Source organism: Nocardia sp. NPDC059691 (genome assembly GCF_042733915.1).
Taxonomy (GTDB): domain Bacteria; phylum Actinomycetota; class Actinomycetes; order Mycobacteriales; family Mycobacteriaceae; genus Nocardia; species Nocardia sichangensis.
Genome location: NZ_JBHWFB010000014.1, coordinates 166,803 through 187,337, shown reverse-complemented (window position 1 = coordinate 187,337; position 20,535 = coordinate 166,803). Strand labels below are relative to the sequence as shown.

Genomic DNA, 20,535 nt, shown 5'->3' with positions numbered 1-20,535 from the left:
CCGGCCCGAGTCCGCGGCCGGATGTCAGGCCGTGGATTGCCCGGAATCGTGTGCCGATGCCATCGCCTGGCCGTCGTCGGAGGGTGGGCCGCCTCGGGTGAAGCGGATGGTGCCGTCATCGATGCGGCCGTAGCGGAGGGTGAGCACGTCGTGGGCGTAGCTCATGCCCAGCCGCCACGGAGCCCGCGAACCCGCTTTGGGGAATCGGTCGATGTCGCGCAATACGTAACCGGCCTGGAAGTCCAGCAGCGGTGTGGGTGTCACGGCGGGGTCGGGCCACGGGGTGGTCTGCCGGTAGCCGCCTGCGTCCATGTGCCGCAGCAGTCGGCAGACGAATTCGCTGACCAGATCGGCTTTCAGCGTCCAGGACGCGTTGGTGTAGCCGATGGTGAACGCGAAATTCGGCACTCCGCTGAGCATCATGCCCTTGTAGGCCATGGTGTGCTGCAGTGCGACCTCGTGTCCGTCCACCGTGAGGCGCAGGCCGCCGAGCGCGAGCAGCCGCAGCCCGGTCGCGGTCACCACCACATCGGCGTCGAGCTCGCGGCCGGATGCCAGGCGCAGCCCGGTCGCGGTGAACCGGTCGATGCGATCGGTGACCACCGTGGCGCGGCCGTCGCGGATGGCGCGGAACAGGTCGCCGTCCGGCACCAGGCACAGCCGCTGATCCCACGGCTGGTAGACGGGTTTGAAATGGGTGTCGACGTCGTAGCCTGCGGGCAGTTGCTTGACGGTCAGGTTACGGATGAATCTGCGCATCTGCCGGGGCCGCCGTCGGCTCAGCTGGTAGATCAGTGTGCTGACCAGCACGTTCTTCCATCTGACCACGGTGTAGGCCCGTTTCGGTCCCAGTAGTGCGCGCAGCCGGTTGGCCAGGGCGTCGCGGGCGGGCACGGGCAGGATGTAGGTCGGGGAGCGTTGCAGCATCGTCACGTGCGCGGCGGTGTCGGTCAGCGCGGGTACCAGGGTGACCGCCGTGGCGCCGCTGCCGATGACGACCACCCGCTTGCCCGCGTGATCGAGGTCGGTGGGCCAGTGCTGCGGATGCACCAGCTGCCCGCGGAAGTCGCCGATGCCGGCGAACTGCGGGGTGTAGCCCTCGTCGTAGTGGTAGTAACCGCTGCACACGAGCAGGAAGTCGCAGGTGAATTCGCGGGTGCCGCCGTCGTGTTCGGCCGACACCTTCCAGCGTGACTCGGCGCTGGACCAGGATGCTTCGGTCACCCGGTGCCCGTACCGGATGAACCGGTCGATGCCGGCGTCGGCGGCCGTTTCGCGGATGTAGCGCAGGATCGCGGGACCGTCGGCGATGGCTTCGGCTTGCGTCCACGGGCGGAATCGATATCCGAGGGTGTGCATGTCGGAGTCCGAACGCACTCCGGGGTAGTGGAACAGGTCCCAGGTACCGCCGAGAGTGTCGCGTGCTTCGAGGATCGCGTAGGTGCGGTGCGGGAAGGCGGCCTGCAGGTGGTGGGCCGCGCCGATGCCGGACAGGCCCGCTCCGATGATGAGGACGTCGAGGTGTTCGCTCATGCCCGTGCTCCTTTCGGTTCCCGGGTGCGCAGGCTGCGCTCCAGCAGCGCGACCACACCGTAGTAGTGGGTGGGTGTCACCCGAGCCAGGGCGTCGAACAGGTAGGCGTCGGGGCCGACGAGGATGCGGGACTTGCCGTGTTCCACTCCGCGGCGGATGATTTCGGCCGCCTTCTGCGGCGTGGTCAGTGCTATGGTCTCGAATTCCGCCGCCATCTGCTCGTGCGTCCGGCCCCGGCCCTCGGGGTCCTTGCGGACGCGGGCGTTGCGGGCGATGTTGGTGCTGATGCCGCCAGGGTGGACGTTCACCGCGGATACACCGGTGCCGCGCAGTTCCTGGCGCAGGGCGTCGGTGAACCCGCGGACGGCGAATTTGGCCGCGCAGTAGGCGCTTTGGTTGGGCATGCCCAGCAGCCCGAACACGCTGGAGGTGTTGACGATCACGCCGTGGTCCTGCTCGACGAGAATGGGCAGGAAGGCGCGGGTGCCGTTGACGACTCCGTCGAAGTTGATGCGCCGCAGCCATTCGTCGTCTTCGGCGACGGCGTCGAGCACCGAGGAGGAGACCGCGACACCGGCGTTGTTGAACACCGCGGCCAGCGGCGCGGACAGCCAGTCGCGGACTTCGTCGGCGAAGGCGAGCTGATCGGCCGCGTCGCGCACGTCCAGGACACGGGTCAGCACCGGCCCGGTCAGCGACGCCGCCGTCTCCTTCAGCCCGGCCTGGTCGATATCGGCGATCGCGACGGGAGAGCCCGTGCGGGAAAGCAACTGGGCGAGGCTGCGCCCGATCCCGGAGGCCGCGCCGGTGATCATGACCGGGCGGCCGGATAACGGCCTACGGATGCGGGGCATCGATGCTCCTGCTTTCGGACGTGCGGATGTGTTCGTGGATGAGGTCGGCGAGTGTCGGCCACACCGCGGCGGGCAGGTCGTGGCCCATACCCGCGAGGGTGTGCAGGCGCGCGTGCGCGATCGCGCGAGCGGTGGCGCGGGCGCCGGTCGGGGCGACCATCCGGTCACGGTCGCCGTGCAGCACCAAGGTCGGGGCGGTGACCGCGCGCAGTTCGCGGGTCCGGTCACCGGATTTCACGATGCCCGCCAATTGCCGGCCGACGCCCGCTGCGGGCCCGGGGTCGCGATCCCAGGTGCGGGCGGCTCGCGCGCGCACGGCGGACTCGTCGAAAAGGTATCCGGCCGAGCGGATGTGCCGGTACATGCGCACGGTGCGATCGATGTGCTCGTCGCGGGTGCGTGCCGGTCGGGCGAACATCAACCGCCAGGTCGACCAGGCCGGGCGGCCGACCCGCGCGGCGCCGGTGGTGGACATGATCGAGGTCAGGGACGCGACCCGGGCGGGATGGCGGGCAGCGACGGTCTGGGCGATCATTCCGCCCATCGACATGCCGACCAGATGCGCCGAGGGCAGCTCGAGCGCGTCGAGCAATCCGACGGTGTCGGCGGCCAGATCGGCCAGCGTGTACTGCTCGCGATGCCAGCGCCGCCGCAGCATCTGCACCGGCGCCGGTGGCGGGAAATTCGCGTGCGTCGAGCGGCCGACGTCCCGGTTGTCGAAACGGACGACCTGGCAGCCGCGCGCGACCAAGAGCTCGCACAACCCGTCGGGCCACTCGTGTAACTGTTGACCCAATCCGGCGATCAACAGCAGTGGGACACCGCAGGAGCCGTGCTGCTGGTAGGCGAGGGTGACGCCGCCGCCGACTTCGGCGAACCGCTCGCTCATACCGCCGCCTCGGCAGTGCGGTCGAGCGCTCGCCCACTGGACGGCGGTGTGCGACGGCGCACCACGGCGCGGCCCTTCTCGGCCGGGACGAGCGCGACGCCGCGGAAGTGCGTTCGCTCGTCGCGGGCATCGGTGGGTTCGAGCGTGAAATCGCGCAGCAGCGTGCGCAGCACGACGTTCATCTCCATGGTGGCGAACGCGGCGCCGATGCAGCGGCGGCTGCCGCCGCCGAACGGGATCCAGCTGAATGTGCCCGGACGGACGCCGACGAACCGGTCGGGGTCGAAGGCGCGGGCGTTCGGGAAGAGTTCCTCGTTGTCGTGCATCAACCGGATGCTGGCCACGACCTTCTGGCCCTTGGGCAGGGTCCACCGGCCAAGCTGCAGGGTTTCGGCCCGGACCTGCCGGAACGTCGCGTCGATGACCGGCCGCACGCGCTGCACCTCCAGCAGCGTCGCCTCGCGCAGTTGCGATCCGCCCGCATCGGCTTCGGCGACCAAGCGGCGCAGGATATCCGGGTGCCTGCGCAGCCGCTCGATCGTCCACGACAGCGTCGTCGCCGTCGTCTCGTGTCCAGCGGTGAGCAGGGTCAGCAATTCGTCGGCGATCTCACTGTGTGACATGGCCGAGCCGTCCTCGTAGCGTGCTTGCAGCATCATCGCGAGCACGTCGTCGCGCTCCTCGATCCGGTCGCTCGCGGCGCGGTCGATGAGTTGTCCGACGATCTCGTCGTAGCGGCGGCGGTAGGCCGCGAAGCGGGCCCAGGGGCCGAACCGGCCCAGCGCCCGCTGGGGAACCGGGATCGCGGCGAGACCGGAGCCGATCAGCACGAGTCTGGGCAGCAGTCGGCGCAGTTCTTCGAAATCCGCGCCTTCGGCGCCGAAGACCGCGCGCAGGATCACGTTCAGCGTGATCCGCATCATCGAGTCCATCGTCGCGAACTCGCGGCCCGAGGGCCACGACGCCATCTCGCGGACGGCTTCCTCTTCGATGAGCGATTCGTACACTGTCAGCCTGCGGCCGTGGAAGGGTGGGGTGAGCAGTTTGCGCTGCTTGCGGTGTTCGTTTCCGCTGAGCGCGAACAGCGAACCGGGACCGAGGAATTGACCGAGGTTGATGTCGATGTTGTCGACGAGGTCGGCGCTCGCGGTGAACAGGGCTTTGATCTCGGCGGGGTCGGCGAGTACGACGGACCGCCCGAATCGGGGCATCTGGATGGTGAAGGCCGATCCGTAACGGTCGTGCATGCGCCGCCAGGTCCGGGTGCGCCCCGTCAGGATCTGCAGGTTCTGCACGATCGGCGGGGTGGATGGCCCGTCGGGAAGTCGCACAGCGGGCATACGCCCACCTCCTCGTGTGGTACTTCGATGTACCACCCGTACGGTACGCGCACGTACCACGTTGTGGCAAGGCTCACATCATGCCGACCCGGACCGCCGCCGCGATCCCGTCAGCAGTCGTCCCACAATGCCGCGCTGTGGGCGGCGAGCAGAGCGGCGATGCGGTCGAGCGCTTCGGCGGCGGGCAACGGGTCGAGGCGGCGGCCGTCACGCAGCCGCAACGCCACACGGTCGGCGGTGAGTTCCGCCGCGCCGATGATCGCCTGATACGGCGCGAGCCGGTGCTCGCGGATGCGAGCGGCGAGGCTGCCGCGATCCGGCGGCGCGACCGCCGCCCGCAGCCCGCTCTCGCGGCAACGGCGTTCGAATCGGGCGGCCGCGCAGTGCTGGGCCTCGGTCACCGGTAGCACGACCACCTGGGTCGGCGCCAGCCAGGCCGGGAACCGGCCGCCGTGGCATTCGATCAGATGGGCCACGGCCCGTTCGATGCTGCCGATGATGCTGCGGTGCACCATGACCGGACGGTGCGCGACGCCGTCGGCGCCGGTGTAGCGCAGATCGAACCGCTCCGGCTGATGGAAATCGACCTGCACGGTGGACAGGGTGGCCTCCCGTCCCGCGCTGTCGCGCACCTGCACGTCGATCTTCGGGCCGTAGAACGCGGCTTCGCCGTCCACCGCGTCGTAACGCAGGCCGCGCTCGTCCAAGGCGGCGGTGAGCACGGCGATCGACCGCTCCCACAAACCCGGAGCGGCAACGTATTTCCCGCCGGGACCGGGCAGCGACAACCGGTAGCGGGCGGCGCGGATGTCCAGTGCGGCATAGGCGTCGGCGATCATCGCCAGCGCTGCGGCGACCTCGTCGGCGGCTTGATCGAGGGTGCAGAAGATATGCGCGTCGTTGAGCTGGATCCCGCGCACCCGGGTCAATCCGCCCAGCGCGCCAGAGAGCTCGGAGCGATACATGCCGCCCAATTCGGCTATGCGCAGGGGTAATTCGCGATAGCTGTGCGCACGGGAGCGGAACAGCAGCGCGTGATGGGGGCACAGGCTCGGGCGCAGCACCACCTGCTCACCGCCGAGATCCATCGGCGGGAACATCTCGTCGCGGTAATGCTCCCAGTGTCCGGACAATTCGTAGAGTTCACGTTTGCCGAGCACCGGCGAATACACGTGGTGGTAGCCCGCGCGGCGTTCGGCGGCGCGGATGTAATCCTCGAGGGCGTGGCGCACGGCCGCGCCGTCCGGCAGCCAGAACGGCAGTCCCGCGCCGATGAGCGGGTCGGTATCGAACAGATTCAGCGCACGGCCGAGGCCGCGGTGGTCGGGCATGATGGTCTCCTCGTCGACACAGGGCGAGTGACCACGAGACGAAACCCCGGGGCACTCGCCCCGGAGCTGGAATGAACGTGGATCAGCGCGCCGGGACGAATTCCGGCGTCGTCGTCACAGCTGCGCGCTCCATGCCGGTGACGCTAGCAGAGGCGCCCGCGCCCGCGCACGAGAGTTCTCAAAGCGGCCACCGGCGCGACGGCTCTGACGCATAATCGAGTTCGACTGGCACGCAATGACATCGGGGGTCGATGGGGACGCGCAGAGCGGTGCTGCAAGCGGGAATGGTCCTCCCGCTGGCTGCCGCGTGCGCGCCGGAGGTGCTGCTGGGCAGCTCGGACGCGGTGCGCGTCGGCGTGTCCTGGAGCGGCCAGGAACTCGCCGCCTTCCACGCCGTCCTGGACGGGCTGGACCTCGGCTTCGAGGTCGAGGTCATCCCCCTCGGCGACAACACCGACACCGCGTTCACCGCAGGCGGCCGCTCCGCGCCGGACGTGGTGCTGCTTCCGCAAGCCGGGCGGGTGCGCGAACTCGCCGACGCGGGCAAACTGCGGCCCGTCGCCGAGACGGTGTGGGCCGATGAACTCGGCACCCGCTACGCCCAACCCTGGCAACTGTTGCTGCGCTACCAGAGTCGGCTCTACGGTGTGCCGTTCAAAGCCGCGGACAAATCGCTGGTGTGGTTCGACCGCCAACAGTTCGACACCCACGGCTTGGGTGAGCCGGCGGCATGGACGCTCGACGGCTGGGTCGACCGGATGGAGGTGCTCGCGCAGACGCCGACCCGCCTGCTGGCGCTGGCCGCCGCCGACGGCTGGGTGCTCACCGATTTCTTCGAGAACGTCCTGCTCGCCGAATCACCCCGCATCTACGACGAATTGGCCTCCAAGAACCACCGGGAACGGGAATGGGACAACCCGGCGGTGCGGGCCGCCTTCGGTCATCTGGGGATTCTGTGGGGACAGCGGCACGCGTTCCCTGGTGGCGTCGGCGTCGCGCTGACCAGGCAGTTCTCCGACGCCATCCGAGAGGTGTTCCAGCATCGCCGGGCCGTGGCGGTCGTGGCGCCGGACTTCGCCGAACCGATCGTGCGCAGCGCGGTCCGCGCGTCCGGGCGCGAGATCGACGACGCCGTCGGGGTGGTGTCCTTCCCGCCGGTGGACACCGCGCCGGGGCGGCCGAAGATCGTCGGCGGTGACGTGATCGTGGTGACGCGGCAGGCGACATCGCGCGCGGACGAACTGGTCGAGAAACTGGCCGCCGCTCGCGCCCCCCTGCCGTGGATCGAGCGCTACGGCGGCTTCCTCGCCCCGAACCTGCGCACCGAGGCGGACTACTCGCCGCTGCTGGCGCCCTCGGCGGGTGAGCTCGCCGCGCGCAGCACCTTCGATCTGTCCGACCGGATCGGGCCGGTGGGCGGACGGGAAGGATTGTGGCGGGTGCTGACGGAGTTCCTCATCGCGATCGGCGACGGCGGGCAGGCACGAACGACCGAGGCCACCGACCGTGCCATCGCCACGCTGGACGACGTCGATCGGCGGGGCCGATGACGATCCCTCCGGATTTCGACGTCAACGGTCTGCGCATCGAGCTGGCCACCCGCCGCATGCGCGGGCCGCTGGTCGCGGGCGGCAGGCCACGGCGCTGGCTGGGCTGGGTGGCCGGACTGCCGGCGACGCTGCTGACGGTGGCGCTGCTGGTGCTGCCGGCGGGATGGACCGTGCTGATCGCCGCCCGGGCCAGCCCGCTGTCGGTGCTCGCGTGCGCGGTCGCGGCGACCGGTGCGCTGCTGCCCGCCGCGCTGCGCAGGCGGCGGGGTGTGTCGTGGATCCGAATTCTGCTGTGGCCGTTGTCGATCGGTGCCACGATCGCCGGACTGTGGCTGCTGGGCGGCACGATGAACGCCGACGGTCGCGGCGCGTACCTGCGCACACTGTTGTGGGTGGCGTTCGGGATCGGGCTGCTGCTCGTGGCGCTGGCGATCGCCTGGTGGGGCCGGGCGGCGCGCTGGTTGTGGCTGCCGCTGATCGTGCCGTTCGGGGTGTCGGCGTTCGTGTCCGGGGTGGCGTTCCGGGTGATCTTCGGCAACGGCGCGCGGTGGCTGGACATCGAGGACGTCGGGCTCTACCGGTGGTGGCTGGCGGCGATGCTCGGGTCGGCGTTCCTGTGGACCTGGCTGGGTTTCCTCACCGCGCTGTTCCGCGCGGGAATCCATGCGATCGAAGCCGATCCGGCGCGCGCCGGGTACCTCTACCGCGACGACGGCAGACCGCTGGCGATCCGGCTGTACGAGTTGCTGCGGCCGGTGCTGCTGATCGCCGGACTGGCCGTCGGCGTCGCGGCCGCGCGGGTGTTCGACGTGGTGCTGATCGGGGTGCCGGGGGCGCTCGAATACCAGGTCGACAGCGCGACCGTGCACTGGTGGCGGCTGGCCGCCGACGCCGAACCCGGCGCCGCGGCGGCCTACGCGCTGCCGCTGGCTGTACTCGTGGGCGCGGTGGCCTGGCTGCTGCAAGTGGACGTACGCCATCACCGCGCGAGTTGGTCGGCGGTGCGCGCGATCTCGGTGGCGGGACGGCGGCGCATCGGTCCGGTGCGGGCGGCGGGCATCGTGCTGGTGTCGGTGCTGGTGCTGTACCCGATCGGCGTGCTCGCCTATACCGGGTTGCGTACGCACGACGGCTTCGGCTTCTCGGCCATCGCTCTGGTGTCGGGTGACGACGGACTGTGGCGTTCGCTGCAGACCACCGCCTGGGTCGCGGGGATCGTCACGGTGGTCGTGGTCACCGCCGCCGCGCCGGTGGCCTACCGGCTGGCCGCGCTGCGACCCAACGGCACCGCCGCACGACTGGCCGTCGTAGCGCTGGTGGTGCTAGCGGTGATACCCGCGCAGACCTACCTCGGACCGATCGACGGTCTCGTCGACACCTACGAACTGTCCGGAACCCGCATCCCGCTGATCCTCGTGCACGCCGCCGCCGGACTGCCGATCGCCATTCTCGTGCTGCGCGGCGCGATGCTCGCCCCGCCGGGCAGCACCGCCGCGGACGCACTGCACGGTCTGGCCAGTCCGGGGACCATCGCCCAGCGCGTGCTGGCCTCCTCCGGGCCCGCGCTGGGGGCGGTGGCGGTGCTGGAGTTCGTGCAGGTGTGGAACGACTTCTTCATCGGCCTCGTGGTCAGCGGAGCGGGCGCGAGCCCGTGGTCGCTGCTGCTGTGGGGCGAAGCACGGCAATTCGGCGAGAACAGCGCGCAACTGGCCGCGGGATCGCTGGTGTCGGCCGTGCTGCCGGTGGCGCTGCTGCTGGTGACCTGGCGGCGCTGGGTGGTGCCGGGCCTGACCGGTGGAGTGCTGCGATGACGCGAGCCGCTGGCGGCGAGGAAGGAATCGGGTGAGCACTTCGACCGAGCACACCGAACCGGTCGGGCAGACCGCCACACCCAGATCCTCGATCTGGATCGGGTTCCTTGGCACCGCGTCGCTGGTCGCCTACACGGTGTTGTTCGAGCTGGTGCGCACCCTGGTGGTGAATTCGTTCGGCGAGAACGCCGTCGTGCAGTTCTTCAACGGGCCGCTGCGCTGGTTGTCGGTGCTGTTCATCGCCGCGGCGGCGACCTACGCGCTGTACCGGTTCGCACGCGGGTATCGCACCAAGATGCGCACCGCTCGCGACATGGACCTCATCGCCGGTCTCATCGAGCCGGGCCCCGCGCTCGCGGACCGCAGGCCGCGGGAAGCCGCGCCGCCGCGCCGGACGGTCGCGGCGCTCGACGGGCATCTCATCGCCGCGGTACTGCGGGACCTGCCGGTGCACGACTACGAAACCGTCGCGCTGCTGGCGGTGCTCAACGCCATTCGGGACACGCCGGGACGGTTGCCGCTGGCACGGGAACCCTCGGCCCGCACCGCGGCGAGACTGCTGGACGGTCTGCACCGCCGCGGAATTCTCGCCGGGCACGGTGCCCAGCGGTGGTGCGTGCGACAAGTGCCCAGGCTGCCGGATCGAGCGACGGTCACCGCCGGACCGCAGTGGGCCGCGGCGCTCACCGCGCTGCTGCACCACTACGCCGACCGCGCGGGGCGCTGGGCCATCGCGCTGGAGTCACGGCGCTTCGCGGTGGGCGCTCGCCGCTGGTTCGAAACCGAGGAACCGTACCTGCGCGCCCTGGTGGACGCGTGCGCGGCTCGAGGCGTGGATTTCCCCCCGGCGGCCGTGGCGCACCTGGTCGACATCGGCAACGCGTTGGACGTGTGGTACGCGCGTATCGGCCTGGGGGAGAACGGGCGCGGAGTGGCCGACGATCTGTGCGCGCTTCCCGAAACCGACGAGCTGAACCGCGATCTGCTGTTGTTGCGGGCGGGACGGCTCACCGAGCGGCCGCGCGGCTACCGGCCGCGGCGGTTGTCGACGAGCTTGGCCGCCCGCTGGGAGCATCAGGCGGCGCTGCGGGAGCTGGACGCCGGCTCGCCGGTGCTGGACAAGGTGGCCGAGCAGCTGGAGACCGCGTGGTGGCTGCTGCCGCGTGACGACGTCGCCGGCGAGGTGTGCGCCCTGATCAATCTCGCCGTCGTGCACATCCGGCAAGGACGCCTCGACGCCGCGCAGGATCGTCTCGAACTCGCCGAGTCCCTCACCCGCGCCGGCCTCGATCCCGACGGACGCGCGCAGACCCACGAGACCATGGGCACGATGTGGTGGGCCCGCGGCGAACCCCGCCGAGCCCTGCGCTGCTGGCAGCTCGCCCTGACCGCCTACCGCGTCCTCGACGACGACCTCGGCATCGGCCGCTGCCTGCAACACCTCGGCTCCGCGATCGTCGTCGACCCCGACCACGCCACCCTGTTGCTGCCCACCGACCCGCCCCTTACCCGCACCGAAGCCCTCCGCCAAGCCACCGGATGGCTCGCCGAAGCCCGGCGCAGGCATCCCACCGCCCGCCACACCGAACACTATGCGGCACGGGCACATTCGCAACTGCGCGCCGATCGCGGCTTCCGCGACCTCCTCCGATCCCGCCGCCGCACCCCGCCGGTTCGGATCGATCAGTGGCCCGCGTCCGTCGAAGATCACGCCCACCGGCCGCAAGACCTTCGCTGACCTGCCTGTGGCCCGGCCGTTCGGGTTCGCAAGCCGGCAGCAGGAGAAGCGAGCCCGGCCGCTGCGCCCTTCGCGACGCCCAGCGTCGATGCACACCGACCATGGCGAGTTCGCTGTGCCGGACTACGAAGCCGTGCCGGAACTTCGTGTCGCGGTGATCGACTCCCATAACGGATCCGATCTGCGTGCGCTGCACCGAGCTTCCCTCGTCGCGGACGCGCGGTTCCGGATCGTGCTCGTCATCAGCGACAACAGCGACTCCGGTGCGCTGCGCTATGCCCGCGACAACGCGATTCCCGCCCGCCACCTGTCCGGACGCACCCACGACGACCCCGACGAAGCCATCCGCGCCGCGCTCGTCGAGCACTCGGCCGACTGGGTGGTCACCGCCGGATACCTGAAGAAGATCGGGCCGCGCACCAGAGCGGAGTTCTCCGGACGGATCATCAACGTCCACCCCGCACTGCTGCCCCGACACGGCGGCCCCGGTATGTACGGCGGGCACGTGCATCAAGCCGTTCTCGACGCCGGAGATCCCGTCAGCGGTGTATCCGTCCACTTCGTCTCGGACGAATACGACACCGGGCAGATCATCGCCCAGGTAGAGGTACCGGTCGAGCCGGGTGACACGGTCGAGACACTCGGCGCGCGGGTGCTGTACGCCGAACACACGTTGCTTCCCGATGTGGTGCGACGAATCGCTACCCGGCACACGGTCCGCTCCACTCTCGTCCTGGTCCGTCACGCTGAGCCGTTCACCCCTCGCGCGGGTGGGGCCGGGCGACTACGAGCGGTCACTGACCGCTGCGAGCGAACAACAAGCCGAGCTGCTGGTCACCGACCCGGCCGCCCTGTCGCCCACCGTGATCTTCTCCAGCCCCTACCTCCGCGCAGTCCGAACCATCCAACCGCTCGCACGTCGCACCGGCTTGCCCATCGAAACCGACCACGATCTGCGCGAGTGGGAGTCCGGGATCGGCCCGACACCCGGCTATGCGCGCTACTACTGTGAAAGCTGGGCCGAGCCGTCGCTCGCCAGGCCCGGTGGCGAGAGCCTGCGACAGTTGTCCGACCGGGCCGCGGCGATCCTGACGACGCTGGCGCACCGGCACCCGGTCGCGGCCGGCACGTGCGCGACGCCTCCGAGCAAGCTGGTTGGGGACCGCTACCGCTGGACACGACCGGTGCGCATGGCCGACCATGACCGACATGTTGCTCACGCGCGAGGCTGATCTGTTCGAACGCTCCAGGGGTCGCCTGGAAGCGATCGCCTACCGCTTGCTGGGCTCGGCCGGCGACGCCGAGGACGCGGTGCAGGAGACGTATCTGCGCTGGCAGGCCGCCGACCGCGAATATGTGGAGACGCCCGAGGCGTGGCTGACCAAGGTGCTCACCAATCTCTGCCTCAACCAGCTCACCTCCGCCCGTGCGCGCCGGGAAACCTATGTGGGGCAATGGCTTCCGGAGCCGCTGCTGGCCGGCGCCCCGATGCTGGGCCCGGCCGACACCGTCGAACAACGCGAATCGGTGTCGATCGCCATGCTCACGCTCATGGAACGGCTCACCGCCAAGGAACGCGTGGTGTATGTACTGCGCGAGGCCTTCGGCTACTCGCACCACGAGATCGCCGACCTGCTCGACATCACCGAATCCAATTGCCAGCAGGTCTATCGCCGCGCCAAACAGCACTTGGCCGTGGAACGGGCGCGTATCGAGGTGGACGAGACCGCCGCCCGCCGGATCGTGGAGGAATTCCTGGCCGCGGCGGTCAGCGGCCGAACCGACGAGCTGGTGCGGTTACTCACCGATGACGCCGCCATCATCGGTGACGGCGGCGCCTTCTTCGCCACCTTGAACAGGCCGCTCGTCGGCGCCGAGCGCATCGCGATGTTCGTGCGGCTGGCCATCAAACCTACGGGTGCCAAGTGGGACAAGCTCGGCGGCAAGCCCACACCCTTCGCCGCGATCGTCAATGGCAGGCCCGCGCTGATCCTGGTGGCCGAGGATCGCATCGTCGGCGTCGTGGTACTGGAGGTGACCGCCGACGGCATCGCCGCCGTGCACGCCCACGTCAACCCCGACAAGCTGGCATTCGCCAATCGCCAGTGGGCCACCTACGCACCGGGGGCACCCCTGCCCGATTTATGGTGACCCACATCACATACTGCTCCTGTCAGCATTCGTGTGGCTGTCCGGTTCAAGCTCCGAACCCACCGAGACAGGAGCAACACCATGAAGCACCGCATCGTCGTCCTCGGAGCCGGGTACGCCGGAGCCACCGCAGCCGGCCGCCTGGCCAAGCGACTGCACCGCGACGACGTCGAGATCACCCTGGTCAACGCCGATCCCGACTTCGTCGAACGGGTGCGCCTGCACCAGCTCGCCGCCGGGCAGGACCTGCCGGTTCGTCCACTGCGGAAGATGTTCGCGGGCACCGGCGTCCAGGTGCGCATCGCATGGGTCGATTCGGTCGACGCCGACCGCAAGACCGTCGAACTGATCGGCGATCAGGGGGCTGAGACCCTCGCCTACGACACACTCGTCTACGCCCTTGGCAGCACTGTCGCCGATTTCGGCGTGCCCGGCGTTGTCGAACACGCCCACCAGGTGGCGAGCAAGCAGGCGGCGCTGCGGCTGCGCGAACGTCTGAGCCGGCTGCGGGCGGGGGAGACCGTGCTGATCGTAGGTGGTGGCCTGACCAGTATCGAGGTCGCCACCGAGATCGCCGAGGCGCGCCCGGATCTGAAGGTCGCGATGGCCGCGCGCGGCGGCGTCGGCGACTGGCTCGACGAGAAGGCACAGAGCCACCTGCGCGGCGCGTTCGAACGCTTCGGTATCACCGTCCACGAGCACGCCGACGTCATAAGGGTCACCGAAGATGGCGTGGCCACCCGATCGGGAGCGCAGATCTCTTCGCAAATGACCGTCTGGACAGCGGGATTCGCCGTGCACCCGATCGCGGCCGCCAGCACTCTGACCGTCTCCGAGGCCGGGCGGATCGTCGTCGACGCTACCCAGCGCTCGGTCTCGCACCCGGATGTATACGCCGTCGGCGATGCCGCGCACGCCGCGGGAGTGGGTGGCAGGACGTTGCGCATGGGCTGCGCCACCGCCTCCCCGATGGCCTGGCTGGGCGCCGATGCCATTGCCGCTCGGCTGACCGGACGTGCGATTCCCGATGCCCCCATCGGCTACAACAGCCAGTGCATCAGCCTCGGCCGCCGCGATGCCATCGTGCAGAAGGTGACCAAGGAGGATCAGCCGACCTCCAAGGTCGACGTGGGCCGCAAGGCCGCCCGCGTGAAGGAGTTGATCTGCTCGATCGCGGCCTGGTGCGTGAAGCACCCGACCCTATTGGCGCCGAGCCGGCGTCGCCGCGTCGTCGCGACCGGCGCGGGGGCTCCTGTCGCGACCGTCTGAGCGCGCGGGCGCGGAACCGGTGCAGGTCCGCCCCGGCCGGACAGGCTGGGCCGGACCTGTATGTTATAGTGGCCATTTCGCGTCACGCGGAGACTTGTCGGGGCGCAGCCCGCGCCAGCTGGGGTGCCGCAGGCCCTCGGAGGTGGCTTCGCGATATTCGATGTCGCCGACGAGGACCGGCTCGACCCAGTGGGCGGATGCCGCCACCGCGCGCGGCGGAGGGACGTCGAAGGGCGTGTCGGAGCGGGACAGCTCGTTCAGGCGAACTTGCAGCGAGCGGCGGTCGCGCATGGTCCAGCCGGTGCCGACATTGCCGACGTGCACCAGCTGATCGTTGTCGTCGTAGGCACCCAGCGCCAATGAGCCGAACGTCGCGGAGAAACGGCCCGTACCGGGCAGCCAGCCCGCTACGACGACCTCGGTCGTCTTGCGCAGCGGCGTCTTGATCCACAACGGAGACCGCCGCCCGGGGTAGTAGGCCGAATCGAGACGCTTGGCGACTATTCCCTCCAAGCCGTGTTCGCGAGCGACGTCGAGCAGCGTGTCGGCGTCGATATCGCGGTAGTACGGCGGGGTCCGGACCAGAGGCCGGTCCAGCGCCAGTTCCGCCAAACGCTCGCGACGCTCGGTGTAGGGCAGGTTCATGATGGACGCACCCTCGACAGCCAGGAGATCGAACGCCAGATACTGCGCCGGGAATCCTCGCAGCAATTCCGCGCTGGGGGAGACGACATGCATCCGCCGTTGCAGGCGAGCGAACGACGGCGCCCCCGTCTTCGGATCCGGCGCCACGATCTCCCCGTCGAGGATCAGCTCACCCCCCTCGCCCAGTTCGGCGAGAACCGCCGTGAGCTCAGGAAATGACCCACTGAGATCCCGATTGTTGCGACTGTAGAACCGGCATTCCCCCGCCCGGCACCGCGCGAGGGCGCGAATGCCGTCCCATTTCATCTCCAACGCCCACCGGCCGTGCTCCCGCGGTGGCCGTCCGGAGACGGCCAGCATCGGCGCCTGGACTGACAGCACTCAGCCAGCATATCGTCAGCAAATATCAGGTACGGGCTCCTCTCCACGGCACTTACACAAGGCCACTGACACGCCGCCCAGTGGGGTCCGGCCAGTCAGCTGCACGCAGTGGCCTCGCCGCAGAGCAGAGGTTGCAGGAGCGGGACGTACAGGTCGGCGACTTCGTCGGGGTCCAGTTGGGTGAGCTGGTCGGCTTGGACGGTGGCATAGAGGGCGCCGAGGCCGAGCAGCACACCGATGGCCATCTCCGCTCGCAGCGGGGCGCCCGGGCCGGGGAGGCGGGCGGCGAGGGCGTCGATGACCTGCGTGCGGAAGTTGGCTCGTGCCTGCCCGCCGAGTTCCAAGTGGTGGCGGGAGAAGGCGATGCGCAGGATCGGGTCGCGGGTCTTTCCGCGTTGGGTGGCGATCAGATGCAGGACCATGTGCCGGGCGAGGCGGTCCAAGGGGGCGTCGAAGAGGGCGGTGGCGTCGGCGTCGAAGGTGAAGACCTGGGTGAACAGGTGTTCCTTGGTGCCGTAGTACTTCATCACGAGCGCCGGGCTCACGCCTGCGTCGTCGGCGATGGCGGCGATGGTGGTGTCGGCGTAGGCGTGGCGTGCGAAGGCGCGCCGGGCTGCGGCGAGGATGTCCGCACGGCGGGCGTCGGCATCACGCGGTCGTGCCGACCGGTCCTGGGCCGGGTCGGGCTTCGGCGGATCTATGGACCTCGATCGCAGGCGGGCACTGCGCGGAGAGGGGGAGTTCGGGTCGGACATGTTGTTCAGGCTCCTGGAGGAGGGACGGCGCGGATCGCGGCTGGCGCGGGACGAGGCAGGCGGCCGCGCAGGCCAGCAGAGCGACCGCGCCTGCGACGGCGAAGGCCATCCGGTACCCGTTCAGGGTCGGCGCCGCCACGGCCACGCCCGCCGTGTCGGCGAACGGGCGGGTGTGCTGGGCCAGCACGGTGGCGACCACCGCGCTGCACAAGGCTTGCCCGATGGTGCGCATGAGGACATTGAGGCCGTTCGCTGCGGCGGTCTGCTCCAGCGGCACCGCCCGCATGATCAGCAGGGGCAGGGCGGAGTAGGCGAGTGCCGTGCCGACCGAGACCACGGCCGCGCCCACGATGACCGCCCCCAATTGCCGACTGTCGGCGATGCGTAGGCCATAGCCGCCCGCGATGATCATCGTGCCCAGGATGAGGGTGGCCTTGGCCCCGCGAGCGGCGGACAGGCGGGCGGACAAGGAAGCACACAACACCATGATCACACCGCTGGGCAGCAGGCATACACCCGCCGCCACCACCGAGAGCCCCAGACCGTACCCGGTGGCCCGAGGCGCCTGGACCAGTTGCGCGGTGACGAGGGAGTTGGCATAGAAGGCGAACCCGGCCAACGACGCGGCCAGGTGGGGCAGCAGAACCGCCGGACGCATCGCGAGGCGCACGTCCACCAGTGGCCGCGACACGCGGCGCTGGTGGACAGTCCAGCCCGTCAGGATCAGCAGCGCCGCCCCCGACAGGCCCAGAACCCGCCAACTGCCCCAGCCCCACTCACCTGCCTTCGACAAAGCCAGCAGCAAGAACACTAGCCCCGCACTCAGCCCGCACGCCCCGAGTAGGTCGAAACGCCCCGGCGACCGGACCGGCTCTTTCCGCAGCAGCCGCCACGCCAGGGCGAGCACACCCGTCGAGAGCATGGTCATGGCCCAAAACATCGCGTGCCAGTCCGCGTACTGCACCAACAGCGCGGCCAGCGGCAGACCAAGAGCCGCGCCGATGCCCACCGTCGAACTCATCAGCGCCACCGAGGAACCCGTCCGCTGCGGCGGCAGCACACCCCGCAGGAAACTGATCGACAGCGGCACCACCGCCGCGCCCACACCCTGCAGCGCCCGCCCTACCAACAGCCACGGGAGGGTGGAGGCGAATGCGCACACCAGCGACCCGGCGGCGAGTGCCCCGAGCGCGAGCAGAAGCATCGGCCGCTTGCCGTACATGTCCCCGGCACGCCCGAGCAGCGGGGTGGCGACGGCGCCGGTCAGCAGCGTGAGTGTGACCACCCACCCGACATCGACCGGTGCCGCGCCGGTCAGCCGGGGCAGCTGCGGCAGCAGCGGCACGACCGCGGTCTGCACCAGCGTGGTGACGATGCCGCCAGCCGCCAGAACGGCCATGACGCCACGGTCGGCAGTCGGAGACGTCGACGGATGCGAATCAATGGGCACAGCGAAACCCTCTCGGAGGTGAATGGCGTTCACCACCATAGGTGAACGCCATTCACCTCACAAGGGCCGGCCATCGCCGCCTGCCGCGCCGGCCACCGGCGTTCGACCCGCTATCTACCGGCACGCAACATGCTCGCCGGGGTATCAACCGGCTCGAACAACCCCGCGCCGTCGCCGGCCGCTACGAGAGAACGCCAGCCGTCACCTTGTCGTCCCGCTCGATATGAGCGATCGCTTCGTCGGTCAGTTCCGCCGAGGTTACGTCACTGGCACGCAATGAAGGCCGCGCACTCTTCGGCCGACCGAAAATTCCCTCCGTGAATTCGACGGTATCGGCCTGTCGCAGCGGACATAAAATGCCGCTTCGCAGCGGTGGATGGTGGAGCGGCCGACGCTGTATTCCTCGGCGAGGTCTGCCAGGCTCGCGTCATCGGCGGGCTCGTGGTAGCGGCGGTGGATCGTTTTCCGCTCGGCGAGAGATGGTTTCGGCTGCTTGCCCTCGAGGCGGCCTTTCGCGCGGGCCTTGGCCATGCCCTCGCGGGTCCGCAGGTGATCGGGTTAGCCTCGAATTCGGCAACCATGGTAAGGGTTTGCAGGAACAGCATGCCGAACGGGTCGGCCCAGTCGTAGACCTGGCTGCCGAGCCCGGTGTTCCGGTGGCGGATCGGCATACGGAACACCACGACATCGTCCGGCCTTACCGGCTGATCCTGCGCGGGACCGTCACCGTGGCGAGTTTGTCCGGGTTGCGGATGGCGTAGAGGTTGGTGATCTGTCCGTCGGAGATCTCGATCAGGAAGACACCTTCGAGCAGGTCGCCGCGGTAGGCGACCATCGCGGGCGTGTTGTTGCAGGTGACCATCTCTATCCGCATGTCCGACGTCGGCTGCCTGGCGTGGAACAGTTTGATGAGGACTGCGGCCACCTTCTCCGCGCCCACCACCGGTCGCCGCGCCGCGGTGGCCTTGCCGCCGCTGTCGGCGGTCCAGGTGACCTCGGGAGCGAGGAGCGAGAGCAGCCCGGCCGTGTCACCAGTGGTCGCCGCTGTCATGAACTGTTCGGTGATGTGCGCGATCTCGGCTGCGTCGACGGGCTCGAAGCGTTTACGCCGCGCGTGTACGTGGGAGCGCGCACGGTGGGCCACCTGGCGCACCGTCATCACGGATTTGCCCACCGCTGCGGCGATCTCGTCATAGTCGAAGCCGAATACCTCGCGCAGCACGAATACCGCACGTTCGTGTGGAGTGAGTGTTTCCAGCAAAACGAGCATCGCCATCGATACCGACTCGGCGAGCACCATATCCGCCGATGCGTCGTGCTCGTCGACCAGCAGTGGTTCAGGCAGCCACGGGCCGATGTAGTCCTCACGACGGCGCGTGCCGGCGCGCACAGAGTTGAGCGCTTGACGGGTCACCAGCCGGGCCAGATACGACTTGGTGTCGCGCACCGTCGCAAGGTCCACCTCGGCCCATCGCAGATAGCTGTCCTGCAGCACGTCGTCGGATTCGGTCGCCGAGCCCAGGATTTCGTAGACGATCGTGAACAGCAACGGCCGCAGCAAGGTGAAACGCTCGGTGTGCTCGTCGGTCGTCATGCGGACCCGACCACCTGTCCGGTGGAGAACGACTGTTCAGGACGCGGGCCGCCCTTGAGCCAGGCCAGCGAACCCGGCTTGCGGGCCTCCCGGCGGATTTTGCTTACCCCGATCTTGCAGGTCATCTCCTTGATTCTCGCGCCTGCACGACCGCCGATGTAGAGGTTGATCGCGATGTCGTCTTTGCGCGCGAGCTGCCGGATACCGACATGGCGGCCGAGGCTGACGCAGGTTCCCAACAGGGCCAGGTCGATCGCCGCGGGTTCGGTGCCCGCGACGTGGCTCAGCACGGTATCGGCGGCCTGCGCCCCGAGCGGGCCCGCGCCCTGGCCACTCATCCGCAGCGGCTGCCCTGAGGGTGCGGCGGCGTCGCCGGTCGCCACGATGCGCTCGTCGTCGATGCTCGTCAGTGTCTCGTCGGTGAGCAACCGGCCGAGGGCATCGGTGCGAAGCCCGCTGTCTGCCGCCAGCTTCGGCACGCCGAATCCGGTCGTCCAGATGGTGAGCGTGCTCGGACGCACCCCCCCGTCGGCGAAAACGACCGCATCCGGCCGGACTTCGGTCACCTTGCTGGCCTCGAGCACGACGACATTGTGTCGCGACATCCACTTGGCGACGTAACGGCGACCCGGCGCACTCAGTGACGGCATCAGGCATCCACCACACACCAGAGTGACCATGCGTCCTTGTTCGGCGAGTTCAGCGGCCGTTTCGATACCCGTTGCCCCGCCGCCGACCACGGTGACCGGAGCATCGAGGGGCAACTCGTCCAGCCTGGCGCGCAGCCGCTGCGCAGCCTCGAATTCAGCGATGGGGAAAGCGAACTCGGCCGCACCAGGCACCGACGGTATGGCCGCCGTGCTGCCGACCGCGTAGATGACATGGTCGTAGTCCAGCGCGCCCCCCGACGCCAATCGCACCGTGCGGGCGGCGGTGTCGATGCGCGTGGCGCTGTCGACCACCAGCTCGATGCCTTCACCGAGCAGCGTGCCGTAATCGACCGTCGCATCGCCGGTACCGGCAACCAACTGGTGCAGCCGGACTCGATCGACAAACCTCGGGCGGGGATTCACAAGCGCGATATCGACGTCGGTGCGCAGCCGCAGATGATTGGCCGCGACTGTGCCGGCATAACCGCCGCCGATAACGACGACCTTGTGGTGTGTGTTGTGTTCGGTCATGCCCTCAAGACACCGCGGATCACCGAGACATGACACGATGCGATGTGATGTGCGCCACTCACA

At 69.4% G+C, this 20,535-nt stretch carries 17 protein-coding genes and 1 pseudogene; 7 read left to right on the top strand and 11 right to left on the bottom strand.

Annotated elements, in window-relative coordinates:
- Positions 1 to 24: 24 nt before the first annotated feature.
- The 5 genes from ACFV2O_RS28780 to thrS all read right to left on the bottom strand — a co-directional run bounded on the left by ACFV2O_RS28780 (position 25) and on the right by thrS (position 5,947).
- Positions 25 to 1,533: a flavin-containing monooxygenase gene (locus tag ACFV2O_RS28780; protein ID WP_379254508.1), complete on the bottom strand. Its 1,509-nt coding sequence runs from the start codon at positions 1,531 to 1,533 to the stop codon at positions 25 to 27.
- The gene (locus ACFV2O_RS28775; RefSeq protein ID WP_356964416.1) at positions 1,530 to 2,387 is read right to left on the bottom strand and encodes an SDR family NAD(P)-dependent oxidoreductase; all 858 of its coding nucleotides are present in this window, start codon (positions 2,385 to 2,387) and stop codon (positions 1,530 to 1,532) included. The genes ACFV2O_RS28780 and ACFV2O_RS28775 overlap by 4 nt, the downstream gene beginning before the upstream one ends.
- On the bottom strand, positions 2,371 to 3,276 hold the full coding sequence (locus tag ACFV2O_RS28770) for an alpha/beta fold hydrolase (RefSeq protein WP_379254506.1): 906 nt from the start codon (positions 3,274 to 3,276) through the stop codon (positions 2,371 to 2,373). Before ACFV2O_RS28770 ends, ACFV2O_RS28775 begins: the two co-directional genes overlap by 17 nt.
- Entirely contained in the window at positions 3,273 to 4,616 is a 1,344-nt protein-coding gene (locus tag ACFV2O_RS28765; protein ID WP_379254505.1) for a cytochrome P450, read from the bottom strand. Before ACFV2O_RS28765 ends, ACFV2O_RS28770 begins: the two co-directional genes overlap by 4 nt.
- Positions 4,617 to 4,726: 110 nt before the next feature.
- Entirely contained in the window at positions 4,727 to 5,947 is a 1,221-nt protein-coding gene (gene thrS, locus ACFV2O_RS28760) for a threonine--tRNA ligase (protein WP_379254503.1), read from the bottom strand.
- Positions 5,948 to 6,198: 251 nt separating this feature from the next.
- On the opposite strand from thrS, the gene ACFV2O_RS28755 reads away from it, so the two are divergent.
- From ACFV2O_RS28755 to ACFV2O_RS28725, 7 genes and pseudogenes are all read left to right on the top strand, one after another.
- Entirely contained in the window at positions 6,199 to 7,497 is a 1,299-nt protein-coding gene (locus tag ACFV2O_RS28755; protein WP_379254502.1) for an ABC transporter substrate-binding protein, read from the top strand.
- Positions 7,494 to 9,308 carry a hypothetical protein gene (locus ACFV2O_RS28750; protein WP_379254501.1) on the top strand — a complete coding sequence of 605 codons (1,815 nt, stop codon included), beginning with the start codon at positions 7,494 to 7,496 and terminating at the stop codon, positions 9,306 to 9,308. The genes ACFV2O_RS28755 and ACFV2O_RS28750 overlap by 4 nt, the downstream gene beginning before the upstream one ends.
- Positions 9,309 to 9,339: 31 nt before the next feature.
- On the top strand, positions 9,340 to 11,046 hold the full coding sequence (locus tag ACFV2O_RS28745) for a tetratricopeptide repeat protein (RefSeq protein WP_379254500.1): 1,707 nt from the start codon (positions 9,340 to 9,342) through the stop codon (positions 11,044 to 11,046).
- A gap of 88 nt (positions 11,047 to 11,134) precedes the next feature.
- Positions 11,135 to 11,725, top strand: a pseudogene (locus ACFV2O_RS28740) (phosphoribosylglycinamide formyltransferase); the annotation flags it as partial.
- A 4-nt stretch (positions 11,726 to 11,729) separates the two neighbouring features.
- Entirely contained in the window at positions 11,730 to 12,278 is a 549-nt protein-coding gene (locus ACFV2O_RS28735; RefSeq protein ID WP_379254553.1) for a histidine phosphatase family protein, read from the top strand.
- Positions 12,256 to 13,197 (top strand): RNA polymerase sigma factor SigJ, encoded by a 942-nt coding sequence (sigJ, locus tag ACFV2O_RS28730; RefSeq protein WP_379254499.1) that lies wholly within the window; start codon positions 12,256 to 12,258, stop codon positions 13,195 to 13,197. Before ACFV2O_RS28735 ends, sigJ (ACFV2O_RS28730) begins: the two co-directional genes overlap by 23 nt.
- 81 nt (positions 13,198 to 13,278) lie before the next feature.
- Positions 13,279 to 14,466, top strand: coding sequence for an NAD(P)/FAD-dependent oxidoreductase (locus tag ACFV2O_RS28725; RefSeq protein WP_379254497.1), 1,188 nt, complete (start codon positions 13,279 to 13,281; stop codon positions 14,464 to 14,466).
- 63 nt (positions 14,467 to 14,529) lie between these two features.
- Here the strand turns inward: ACFV2O_RS28725 and ligD are convergent, their stop codons facing one another.
- The 6 genes from ligD to ACFV2O_RS28695 all read right to left on the bottom strand — a co-directional run bounded on the left by ligD (position 14,530) and on the right by ACFV2O_RS28695 (position 20,472).
- Positions 14,530 to 15,471 (bottom strand): non-homologous end-joining DNA ligase, encoded by a 942-nt coding sequence (gene ligD / locus ACFV2O_RS28720; protein WP_379254552.1) that lies wholly within the window; start codon positions 15,469 to 15,471, stop codon positions 14,530 to 14,532.
- A 116-nt stretch (positions 15,472 to 15,587) separates the two neighbouring features.
- Complete coding sequence (locus ACFV2O_RS28715; protein WP_379254496.1) at positions 15,588 to 16,247, bottom strand: TetR family transcriptional regulator; 660 nt, start codon at positions 16,245 to 16,247, stop codon at positions 15,588 to 15,590.
- The gene (locus ACFV2O_RS28710; protein WP_379254495.1) at positions 16,141 to 17,646 is read right to left on the bottom strand and encodes an MFS transporter; all 1,506 of its coding nucleotides are present in this window, start codon (positions 17,644 to 17,646) and stop codon (positions 16,141 to 16,143) included. Before ACFV2O_RS28710 ends, ACFV2O_RS28715 begins: the two co-directional genes overlap by 107 nt.
- Before the next feature lie 309 nt (positions 17,647 to 17,955).
- Positions 17,956 to 18,228: a hypothetical protein gene (locus ACFV2O_RS28705; protein ID WP_379254494.1), complete on the bottom strand. Its 273-nt coding sequence runs from the start codon at positions 18,226 to 18,228 to the stop codon at positions 17,956 to 17,958.
- Positions 18,229 to 18,394: 166 nt separating this feature from the next.
- The gene (gene sigJ / locus ACFV2O_RS28700; RefSeq protein WP_356964400.1) at positions 18,395 to 19,291 is read right to left on the bottom strand and encodes an RNA polymerase sigma factor SigJ; all 897 of its coding nucleotides are present in this window, start codon (positions 19,289 to 19,291) and stop codon (positions 18,395 to 18,397) included.
- Positions 19,288 to 20,472 (bottom strand): NAD(P)/FAD-dependent oxidoreductase, encoded by a 1,185-nt coding sequence (locus tag ACFV2O_RS28695; RefSeq protein WP_379254493.1) that lies wholly within the window; start codon positions 20,470 to 20,472, stop codon positions 19,288 to 19,290. Before ACFV2O_RS28695 ends, sigJ (ACFV2O_RS28700) begins: the two co-directional genes overlap by 4 nt.
- Positions 20,473 to 20,535: the final 63 nt, after the last annotated feature.

What these genes read in the sequence shown, in the direction of transcription:
- sigJ (WP_379254499.1), top strand. Translation starts at nt 12,256, where the DNA reads ATGTTGCTCACGCGCGAGGCTGATCTGTTCGAACGCTCCAGGGGTCGC.
- ACFV2O_RS28725 (WP_379254497.1), top strand. Translation starts at nt 13,279, where the DNA reads ATGAAGCACCGCATCGTCGTCCTCGGAGCCGGGTACGCCGGAGCCACC.
- ACFV2O_RS28750 (WP_379254501.1), top strand. Translation starts at nt 7,494, where the DNA reads ATGACGATCCCTCCGGATTTCGACGTCAACGGTCTGCGCATCGAGCTG.
- ACFV2O_RS28755 (WP_379254502.1), top strand. Translation starts at nt 6,199, where the DNA reads ATGGGGACGCGCAGAGCGGTGCTGCAAGCGGGAATGGTCCTCCCGCTG.
- ACFV2O_RS28770 (WP_379254506.1), bottom strand. Translation starts at nt 3,276, where the DNA reads ATGAGCGAGCGGTTCGCCGAAGTCGGCGGCGGCGTCACCCTCGCCTAC.
- ACFV2O_RS28775 (WP_356964416.1), bottom strand. Translation starts at nt 2,387, where the DNA reads ATGCCCCGCATCCGTAGGCCGTTATCCGGCCGCCCGGTCATGATCACC.
- ACFV2O_RS28705 (WP_379254494.1), bottom strand. Translation starts at nt 18,228, where the DNA reads ATGGCCAAGGCCCGCGCGAAAGGCCGCCTCGAGGGCAAGCAGCCGAAA.
- ACFV2O_RS28780 (WP_379254508.1), bottom strand. Translation starts at nt 1,533, where the DNA reads ATGAGCGAACACCTCGACGTCCTCATCATCGGAGCGGGCCTGTCCGGC.
- ACFV2O_RS28735 (WP_379254553.1), top strand. Translation starts at nt 11,730, where the DNA reads ATGTGGTGCGACGAATCGCTACCCGGCACACGGTCCGCTCCACTCTCG.
- sigJ (WP_356964400.1), bottom strand. Translation starts at nt 19,291, where the DNA reads ATGACGACCGACGAGCACACCGAGCGTTTCACCTTGCTGCGGCCGTTG.
- ligD (WP_379254552.1), bottom strand. Translation starts at nt 15,471, where the DNA reads ATGCTGGCCGTCTCCGGACGGCCACCGCGGGAGCACGGCCGGTGGGCG.
- ACFV2O_RS28765 (WP_379254505.1), bottom strand. Translation starts at nt 4,616, where the DNA reads ATGCCCGCTGTGCGACTTCCCGACGGGCCATCCACCCCGCCGATCGTG.
- ACFV2O_RS28715 (WP_379254496.1), bottom strand. Translation starts at nt 16,247, where the DNA reads ATGTCCGACCCGAACTCCCCCTCTCCGCGCAGTGCCCGCCTGCGATCG.
- ACFV2O_RS28710 (WP_379254495.1), bottom strand. Translation starts at nt 17,646, where the DNA reads ATGGCCGTTCTGGCGGCTGGCGGCATCGTCACCACGCTGGTGCAGACC.
- thrS (WP_379254503.1), bottom strand. Translation starts at nt 5,947, where the DNA reads ATGCCCGACCACCGCGGCCTCGGCCGTGCGCTGAATCTGTTCGATACC.
- ACFV2O_RS28695 (WP_379254493.1), bottom strand. Translation starts at nt 20,472, where the DNA reads ATGACCGAACACAACACACACCACAAGGTCGTCGTTATCGGCGGCGGT.